Source organism: Sulfitobacter sp. HI0129 (genome assembly GCF_001635395.1).
Classification (GTDB): domain Bacteria; phylum Pseudomonadota; class Alphaproteobacteria; order Rhodobacterales; family Rhodobacteraceae; genus Sulfitobacter.
Genome location: NZ_LWGH01000565.1, coordinates 1 through 8351, shown reverse-complemented (window position 1 = coordinate 8351; position 8351 = coordinate 1). Strand labels below are relative to the sequence as shown.

At 64.0% G+C, this 8351-nt stretch carries 8 protein-coding genes; 5 read left to right on the top strand and 3 right to left on the bottom strand.

Going from position 1 to position 8351, the window contains the following annotated elements:
- Positions 1–115: 115 nt before the first annotated feature.
- From A3764_RS15205 to A3764_RS15190, 4 genes are read left to right on the top strand one after another with little or no spacing between them, the layout of a single operon-like run.
- Positions 116–616: a YbjN domain-containing protein gene (locus A3764_RS15205; RefSeq protein WP_067920381.1), complete on the top strand. Its 501-nt coding sequence runs from the start codon at positions 116–118 to the stop codon at positions 614–616.
- Between the two features lie 30 nt (positions 617–646).
- Positions 647–1462, top strand: a complete 816-nt coding sequence (gene proC / locus A3764_RS15200) for a pyrroline-5-carboxylate reductase (RefSeq protein ID WP_067921756.1) — start codon at positions 647–649, stop codon at positions 1460–1462.
- The gene (locus tag A3764_RS15195; protein ID WP_067921754.1) at positions 1455–1793 is read left to right on the top strand and encodes a tRNA-binding protein; all 339 of its coding nucleotides are present in this window, start codon (positions 1455–1457) and stop codon (positions 1791–1793) included. The genes proC and A3764_RS15195 overlap by 8 nt, the downstream gene beginning before the upstream one ends.
- Complete coding sequence (locus tag A3764_RS15190; RefSeq protein ID WP_067921752.1) at positions 1790–2740, top strand: 2-hydroxyacid dehydrogenase; 951 nt, start codon at positions 1790–1792, stop codon at positions 2738–2740. The genes A3764_RS15195 and A3764_RS15190 overlap by 4 nt, the downstream gene beginning before the upstream one ends.
- Positions 2741–2749: 9 nt before the next feature.
- Here A3764_RS15190 and A3764_RS15185 read toward each other — a convergent pair whose 3' ends face one another.
- On the bottom strand, positions 2750–3325 hold the full coding sequence (locus tag A3764_RS15185; RefSeq protein WP_067921750.1) for a thymidine kinase: 576 nt from the start codon (positions 3323–3325) through the stop codon (positions 2750–2752).
- Between the two features lie 130 nt (positions 3326–3455).
- Here A3764_RS15185 and arsH point away from each other — a divergent pair, with 130 nt between their 5' ends.
- Complete coding sequence (gene arsH / locus A3764_RS15180) at positions 3456–4169, top strand: arsenical resistance protein ArsH (RefSeq protein WP_067921747.1); 714 nt, start codon at positions 3456–3458, stop codon at positions 4167–4169.
- A gap of 1 nt (position 4170) precedes the next feature.
- On the opposite strand, the gene A3764_RS15175 is transcribed toward arsH, so the two are convergent.
- On the bottom strand, positions 4171–5295 hold the full coding sequence (locus tag A3764_RS15175) for a beta-ketoacyl-ACP synthase III (protein WP_067921744.1): 1125 nt from the start codon (positions 5293–5295) through the stop codon (positions 4171–4173).
- Between the two features lie 202 nt (positions 5296–5497).
- A partial coding sequence (gene carB, locus A3764_RS15170; protein ID WP_067951729.1) for a carbamoyl-phosphate synthase large subunit occupies positions 5498–8351 on the bottom strand: 2854 nt, incomplete at its 5' end.

Below are 8351 nucleotides of genomic sequence, written 5' to 3'. Positions count from 1 at the left end.
TACCCCCACCATATCTTGTAGGGCATGTGCACGGTCACACGCCCTGTAGCAAAAGCACCTAGCGATGGGGGCGGCTGACAGCTCCTACGCTGGTCGAATATATAGAGGTGACGAAATGGCCCTGTCCGAGCAGTACCTTGAAGAAGACATCCACCCCATCGATATCGTCGAAAATATCGCGGCCCATCATGAATGGGACTTCGACCGTATTTCCGACGAACAGATCGCCATGGCGGTCGAGGGGCAATGGCGTACCTATTCGATCACCCTTGCGTGGTCCGCCTATGATGAAACCCTGCGGCTGATCTGCACCTTCGAAATGGAACCGCCCACCGAAAAGCTGCCCGCCCTCTATGCCTTGCTCAACGAGATGAACGATCAATGCTGGGCCGGCAGCTATACTTTCTGGTCCGAACAGCAACTCATGGTCTACCGCTACGGGCTCGTCCTCAGCGGCGGGCAGATCGCCTCGCCCGAGCAGATCGACACGATGATCGGTGCCGCCGTCGTCAGTGCCGAGCGCTATTACCCCGCGCTGCAACTGCTGGTCTGGGGGGATCGCACCCCCCGCGAAGCGTTGCAGGTTGCCATTGCAGAGGCCTACGGGCGGGCGTAACACTGCCCCGGTCAAACCGGGGGAGGTACCATGAAGGACGACAGGATCGCCGCACAGGGTCTCGTACTGCTGGGCTGCGGAAAGATGGGATCGGCCATGCTCGCAGGCTGGTTGGCCGGGGGGCTGCCCCCCGGTTCGGTCTGGGTCATGGACCCCCGCCCCTCTGACTGGCTGAAGGCGCAAGGCGTCCATATCAACGCCGAGATGCCCGCGAAGCCTGCTGTCGTCCTTGTCGCCGTCAAGCCACAGATGATGGAAGAGGCGCTGCCCGTGCTCAGGGCCATGGGCGACGGGGAAACGCTCTTTGTCAGCGTCGCGGCGGGCACCACCATCGGGCACTTCGAAAAGACGCTCGGCAGCGCTACCCCCATCGTCCGCGCGATGCCCAACACTCCGGCAGCAATCGGCCGGGGGATCACCGCCATCATCGGTAACGACCACGCAAGCCCCGCCCTGATGGATATGGCCGAAGACCTGCTTTCCGCGGTGGGAAAGGTCGTGCGTCTGGAAAACGAGGGCCAGATAGATGCCGTGACCGGCGTCAGCGGGTCAGGCCCGGCTTACGTCTTTCACATGATGGAAGCGATGGCCGACGCCGGAGAGGCCCAGGGGCTGGACCGCGAACTCGCACTGACCCTCGCCAAGGCGACCGTCGCCGGGGCAGGGGCGTTGGCGATGGAGGCCAGCGAGGATCCGTCCCAACTGCGCGTCAATGTCACCAGTCCCAACGGGACGACGCAGGCGGCCCTTGAGGTGCTGATGGACGAGAACGAGGGGCTGCGCCCGCTCATCCAGCGTGCCGTGGCGGCGGCAACGGCCCGTTCGAAAGCGCTTGCCGATGGCTGAGATATCCTTTGACGATTTCCTTGCCGTCGATATCCGCACCGGAACCGTCCTGCGGGCGGAGCCCTTCCCGGAGGCGCGCAAACCGGCGATCAAGCTCTGGATCGATTTCGGGGACGAGATCGGAGAGCGCAAGACGTCCGCGCAACTCACCGCGCATTATACTCCCGACGGGCTGATCGGGCGCCAGGTGATGGCGGTGGTGAACTTTCCACCGCGCCAGATCGGTCCTTTCATGTCCGAAGTGCTGGTGCTCGGCCTGCCGGACGACAACGGTGACGTGGTCCTCCTCGCACCCGAAAGACCCGTTCCCAACGGAGGACGAATGCATTGACCCGGCTACTGCTTACCCGACCGCTCCCGAAGGAGGTCATCGCGCAACTGGACGGCTTCGATGTCACCGTGCGGCCCGAAACCTCGCCCCTGTCGGCGGAGGAACTGCGCAGCGCGCTGCGTGACTTCGACGGGGTGCTTTGCACCCTGGGGGATCGTTTCACGGCAGAGGTTTTCGCGGATGTGCCCGACCCCCGGTGCCGGATCCTCGCCAATTTCGGGGTGGGCTACAATCATATCGACGTGGCCGCTGCGCGCGAGGCGGGCCTGACGGTGACCAACACGCCCGGTGCCGTCACGGATGCGACCGCCGACATTGCCATGACCTTGACGCTGATGGCTGCCCGGCGCGCTGGCGAAGGTGAACGCCTCGTGCGCAGCGGCGCGTGGGAAGGGTGGCATCCCACCCAGATGCTGGGCATGCACCTCAGCCACAAGACAATGGGGATCCTCGGCATGGGCCGCATCGGGCAGGCCATCGCCCGCCGTGCCCACTTCGGCTTCGGGATGGAGATTCACTACGCCAGCCGCAGCCCCAAGACGCTCGCCTTCCCGGCGCAGCGGTGCGAAGACCCGGTGGCACTGGCCCGCACTGTCGATGTGCTTGTGGCGGCGGTGCCGGGCGGCGCCGAAACCCGCCACATGGTGAACGCCGATGTGCTGCGCGCGCTGGGGCCGGAGGGATATCTCGTGAATATTTCCCGGGGCGACGTGGTGGATGAAACGGCCCTGATCTCGGCCTTGCAGGAAGGCACGATCGCGGGCGCGGGCCTCGATGTCTACGAAAACGAACCCGTCGTGCCAGAGGCGCTGCGCGCGCTCGACAACGTGGTGCTGCTGCCGCATCTCGGCACCTCCGCGCTGGAGGTCCGGATCGACATGGGGCGCATGGCGGTTGATAACCTGAAGGTCTTCTTCAAAGGGGAAACCCCACCCAACACGGTCTGAGACCGGGGGTCATTCCATCACGGCGCGCCAATGCCTGCGGCAGAGCGAAACGTAGCGTTCGTTTCCGCCAATCTCGATCTGTGCGCCCTCGCGCAGCGCCTTTCCGTCCGGTCCCTGCCGGACGACCATGGTCGCCTTCTTGCCGCAGTGGCAGATGGTGCGCACCTCGCGCATCTCGTCCGCCAGCGCCAGCAGCGTGGCCGAGCCGGGAAAGAGCCGCCCCTGAAAATCCACGCGCAGCCCGTAACACATGATCGGAACGCCAAGGTCGTCGACCGCCCGGGCCAACTGCCAGACCTGCGCTTCCGTAAGGAACTGCGCCTCGTCCACGAAGATGCAGGCGCAGGGGCCTTTCGCCAGCCGCGCTTCGATCCGGGCGAAAAGATCATCCTCCGCAGCAAAGGTATCTGCGGCCCGGGCGATGCCGATCCGCGAGGCGATCCGCCCTTCGCCCGCCCGCGTATCGAGCTGCGCGGTCAGCAGATAGGTCTGCATCCCGCGATCGTTGTAGTTATGCGCGGCTTGCAGAAGCACCGTGGATTTCCCGGCGTTCATGGTTGAGAAATTGAAGTAGAGCTTGGCCATGGCACGCAATAGGACGTGCCGCGGATCCGTTCAAGACTCTGACCCGACGGCGGGACGGCAAAGGAAGGATGACAGCCCCGGGGCGAAAAGCTAGGAACACGGCGAAATCACTCATCCGAAGGCCCGCTCCATGACAGATACGTTTCCCGCCCTGCGCGCGGACCAGCTTCCCGACATCGACACAAAGGCCCTGCAGGCCGCAGATGATCCGGGCCATCCCCCGCGCATCCTGCTGCTCTATGGCTCGCTGCGCGCGGAAAGCTATTCCCGCCGCGCGGCAGAGGAAGCGGCGCGCATCCTGCGCCGGCTGGGGTGCGAGACGCGCCTTTTCGATCCCCACGGTTTGCCGCTGGTGGACGATACGGGGGCCGATCACCCCAAGGTGGCCGAACTGCGCGAGCTTGTCGTCTGGTCCGAAGGCATGGTCTGGTCCAGCCCCGAACGCCATGGCGCGATGACGGGCGTGATGAAAACCCAGATCGACTGGCTCCCGCTCTCTCTGCAAGGGGGCATTCGCACGACGCAGGGCAAGACGCTGGCCGTCATGCAGGTTTCGGGTGGGTCGCAATCCTTCAACGCGGTGAACCAGATGCGGATACTGGGCCGCTGGATGCGGATGATCACCATTCCAAACCAATCCAGCATCCCCAAGGCGTGGCTTGAATTTGGCGACGAAGGCCGCCTGCCCGAGGGGCCGTTCTATGCGCGCATCGTCGACGTGATGGAGGAGCTGGTGAAATTCACGTGGCTCACCCGGGGGCGCGGTGCCTACCTTGTGGACCGCTATTCGGAACGGGTGGAAAGCGCGGCAGAGGTCCACGCGCGGGTCTCTGCCAAGGGTTAGGTCAGTCCCGCCGCTCGACGAGTACGGAGCCCACGGAATACCCCGCCCCGAATGAGCAGATCAGCCCCACGTCGCCCGGTTCCAGATCGTCCGAGTACTTGGAGAAGGCGATGATGGAGCCTGCCGAAGAGGTATTGGCGTAATCCTGAAGGATATTTGGCTGTTCGCCCGGCTCGGGGGCGCGGCCCAGCACCTTGCGGCCGATGAAGTCGTTCATCGACTTGTTGGCCTGATGCAGCCACAGCCGCTTGAGATCGCCCGCTTCGACACCTTCTTCGGCCATGTGGTTGCCGATGTGATCGGCGACCAGCGGCAGCACCTCCTTGAAGACCTTGCGGCCATTCTGCATGAACTGCATGTCGCGCCGGTCGGCCAGACCGTCCGGGCGGGAGCGGCGCAGGAAGCCGTTGTTGTTGCGGATATTGTTGGAATACTGCGTGGCACAGCGGGTCGAGCGTATCTCGAAATGCGCGCCCTCGGCGTCCTCGGTCCGTTCAATGAGCGTGGCTGTCGCGACATCCCCGAAGATGAAATGGCAATCGCGGTCGCGCCACTCCAGATGGGCCGAACAGATCTCGGGGTTCACCACCAGCGCCGACCGGATCGAACCCGATCGCACCATGTCGGCGGCGGCCTGAATGCCGAACGTTGCCGAAGAACAGGCGACATTCATGTCAAAGGCGAAACCGTCGATCTCCAGCAGGTCCTGTATCTCGATCGCGACCGCCGGATAGGCCCGTTCTAGGTTCGAAGCCGCACAGATCACCGCGTCCACATCCGCCGCGGTCCGACCGGCCTGTTCCAGCGCGATGCGCGCGGCCTTCAGCGCCATTTCCGCCATCAGCGACGGTTCGTCATCGCTGCGCTGGCGCAGCAGCGGGTGCATCACGGCGGGGTCGAGAACGCCCGATTTGTCGATCACGTAGCGCTGTTCGATCCCGCTGGCCTTGACGATGAATTCTTCGGAGGAATGTTCCTTTGCCGCCAGCGTTCCGGCGGCGATTTCATCGGCGTTTTCGGCATTGTAGCGGTCGGCATAGGCGTTGAACGCTTCCACCAGTTCGGCATTGGTGATGACCTGATCGGGGGTGAAGACGCCGCTGCCGGTGATGGCGGGTGTATACATGTTCTTCGGTTCTCCAACTGCGGAAACGGGGGCATTCGGACTGGCCGCCCCGACTATGCGCAAAGCCTGTGCCATTGTACACGGGGAGTGCCGATTTTAGCAGCACATTCATGATTTCTACGCCGCGTCAGAGCCAGCCCGCGCCCCCTTGCGGCGGGGCGACGACAGGTTGGCTCAACAGCTTGGTAGCGATGATCCGGCGTTAATCCTGCAGCGCCTTCACGCCGATCTCATCCTCGGCCTGTGCCTTGATGGCCAGCACGGCGGCATGGGCCCCGGCTGCGGTGGTGAAATAGGGGATCTTGTCATAGAGCGCGATGGAGCGGATCGACTTGCTGTCTTCCACCGCCTGCGCGCCTTCGGTCGTGTTCAGCACCAGTTGCACCGTTCCGTCCTTGAGTAGATCGGTGATGTCCGGACGGCCCTCATAGACCTTGTTGACCAGTTCACAGTCGATGTCGTGTTCGGACAGCCAGGCCGCCGTGCCGCGCGTGGCGACGATGGTAAAGCCCTGTTCCAGCAAGATACGGGCCGCTTCGAGCATCTGCTCCGTCTTGTCCATGTCCTTGATCGACAGGAACACGCAGCCCTCACGCGGCAGCACCGTACCGGCCCCCAGCTGCGCCTTCAAAAAGGCGCGCGGGAAATCGCGGTCCCATCCCATGACTTCGCCGGTGGAGCGCATTTCCGGCCCCAGCAGCGTATCGACGCCGGGGAACCGGGCAAAGGGCAGCACCGCTTCCTTGACGGAGAACCACGGCATGTCCGGGTCGGCCAGCGTCATCGGATCGCCCAGCGGCAGGATGTCGTCATAGGCGGTATCGGTGGGGTAGGGCGGACGCTGCGGGAAGGTTGACAGCGGCTCGCCCGCCATGACACGCGCGGCGATGGAGGCGATGGCGCTGTCGGTGGCCTTTGCCACGAAGGGCACCGTGCGGCTGGCGCGGGGGTTGACCTCGATCAGGTAGATCTCGCCGTCCTTCACCGCGAACTGGATGTTCATCAGGCCCACGACGTTGAGCGCCTTGGCCAGTGCGCGGGTCTGTTCCTTGACGGTTTCGATCACGTCGCGTGGCAGCGAATAGGGGGGCAGCGAACAGGCGCTGTCACCCGAATGGACGCCCGCCTCCTCGATATGCTGCATGATACCAGCGACATGGACGTCCTTGCCGTCCGACAGGGCGTCCACGTCCAGTTCGACAGCACCGCTCAGGTAGCTGTCCAGCAGCACCGGGCTCTTGCCGGACACGACGACCGCCTCGTTGATGTAGCGTTCAAGGCTCTGCTGGTCGCGCACGATCTCCATCGCACGGCCGCCCAGCACGTAAGAGGGGCGGATCACCAGCGGGAAACCGATGTCGCGGGCGATTTCGAAGGCTTCCTCGTCCGAATGGGCGATGCCGTTGCGCGGCTGCTTGAGGCCCAGCTTCTGCACCAGTTGCTGGAACCGCTCCCGGTCTTCCGCAAGGTCGATCATGTCGGGCGTGGTACCGAGGATCGGGATCCCCGCGGCATGCAGGTCGGCAGCGATCTTCAGCGGTGTCTGGCCACCGAACTGCACGATCACGCCATGCAGGGTGCCGTTCTCCTGCTCCACCCGCAGGATCTCCATCACGTGCTCAAAGGTGAGCGGTTCGAAATAGAGCCGGTCCGAGGTGTCATAATCGGTGCTGACCGTTTCCGGGTTGCAGTTGATCATGATCGTCTCATAGCCCGCGTCGGTCAGCGCGTAGCAGGCGTGGCAGCAGCAATAGTCAAACTCGATGCCCTGGCCGATCCGGTTCGGCCCGCCCCCGAGGATCACGACCTTCTTTCGGTCGCTGGGCCGCGCCTCGCATTCCGCCTCGCCCATCATGGGGGCCTCATAGGTGGAATACATGTAAGGGGTCTGCGCCTCGAATTCGGCGGCGCAGGTGTCGATCCGCTTGAACACCGCAGTTACGCCGACGTCGATCCGCGCCGCGCGCACCTGTTCCTCATCCTGCCCGGTCAACTTGGCGAGCCGCGCGTCGGTGAAGCCCATCATCTTGAGCCGCCGCAGGCCCTCCGCGTCCTTGGGCAGGCCCCCCTCGCGCACCGCTTCTTCGGCGTCCACGATTTCGCGGATACGGGCAAGGAACCACGGATCGAACATCGTGATGCCGTGAATGTCGTCATCATTCATGCCGTGGCGCATGGCCTGTGCGATGGTACGCATCCGGTCCGGTGTCTGCTGGCTGATCGCCTTGACCAGCGCGGCGCGGTCCGGCGCGCCGGGGATGGCGATTTCGTCAAAGCCGGTCAGGCCCGATTCCATTGAGGCCAGCGCCTTTTGCATCGATTCGTGGATCGTACGGCCAATCGCCATGGCCTCGCCCACGGATTTCATCGCGGTGGTGAGGTAGGGTTTCGCGCCGGGAAACTTCTCGAAGGCGAATTTCGGGATCTTGGTGACCACGTAGTCGATTGTCGGCTCGAAGCTGGCGGGTGTCACGCCGGTGATGTCGTTGTCCAACTCGTCCAGCGTGAAACCGACAGCGAGTTTCGCCGCGATCTTCGCGATGGGAAAACCCGTCGCCTTCGAGGCCAGCGCCGAGGAGCGCGACACCCGGGGGTTCATCTCGATCACGACCATGCGGCCGTCTTCGGGGTTCACCGCCCATTGGACGTTGGAGCCCCCGGTTTCCACCCCGATCTCCCGCAGGACCGCGATCGAGTGGTTGCGCATGATCTGGTATTCCTTGTCGGTCAGCGTCAGCGCGGGGGCCACGGTGATGCTGTCGCCGGTATGCACGCCCATCGGGTCCACGTTTTCGATGGAACAGACGATGATCGCGTTGTCGGCGGTGTCGCGCACCACCTCCATCTCGAATTCCTTCCAGCCGAGCAGGGATTCGTCGATCAGGATCTGGCCCATGGGCGAGGCATCCATGCCCGACCGGCAGTAGTGTTCGTAATCGTCGCGGTTATAGGCGACGCCGCCCCCGGTGCCCCCCATGGTGAAGGCGGGGCGAATGATGGCGGGCAGGCCGATGTCTTCCAGCGCGTCGAGATGATCGGGGCCAAGCGGGAGGCCA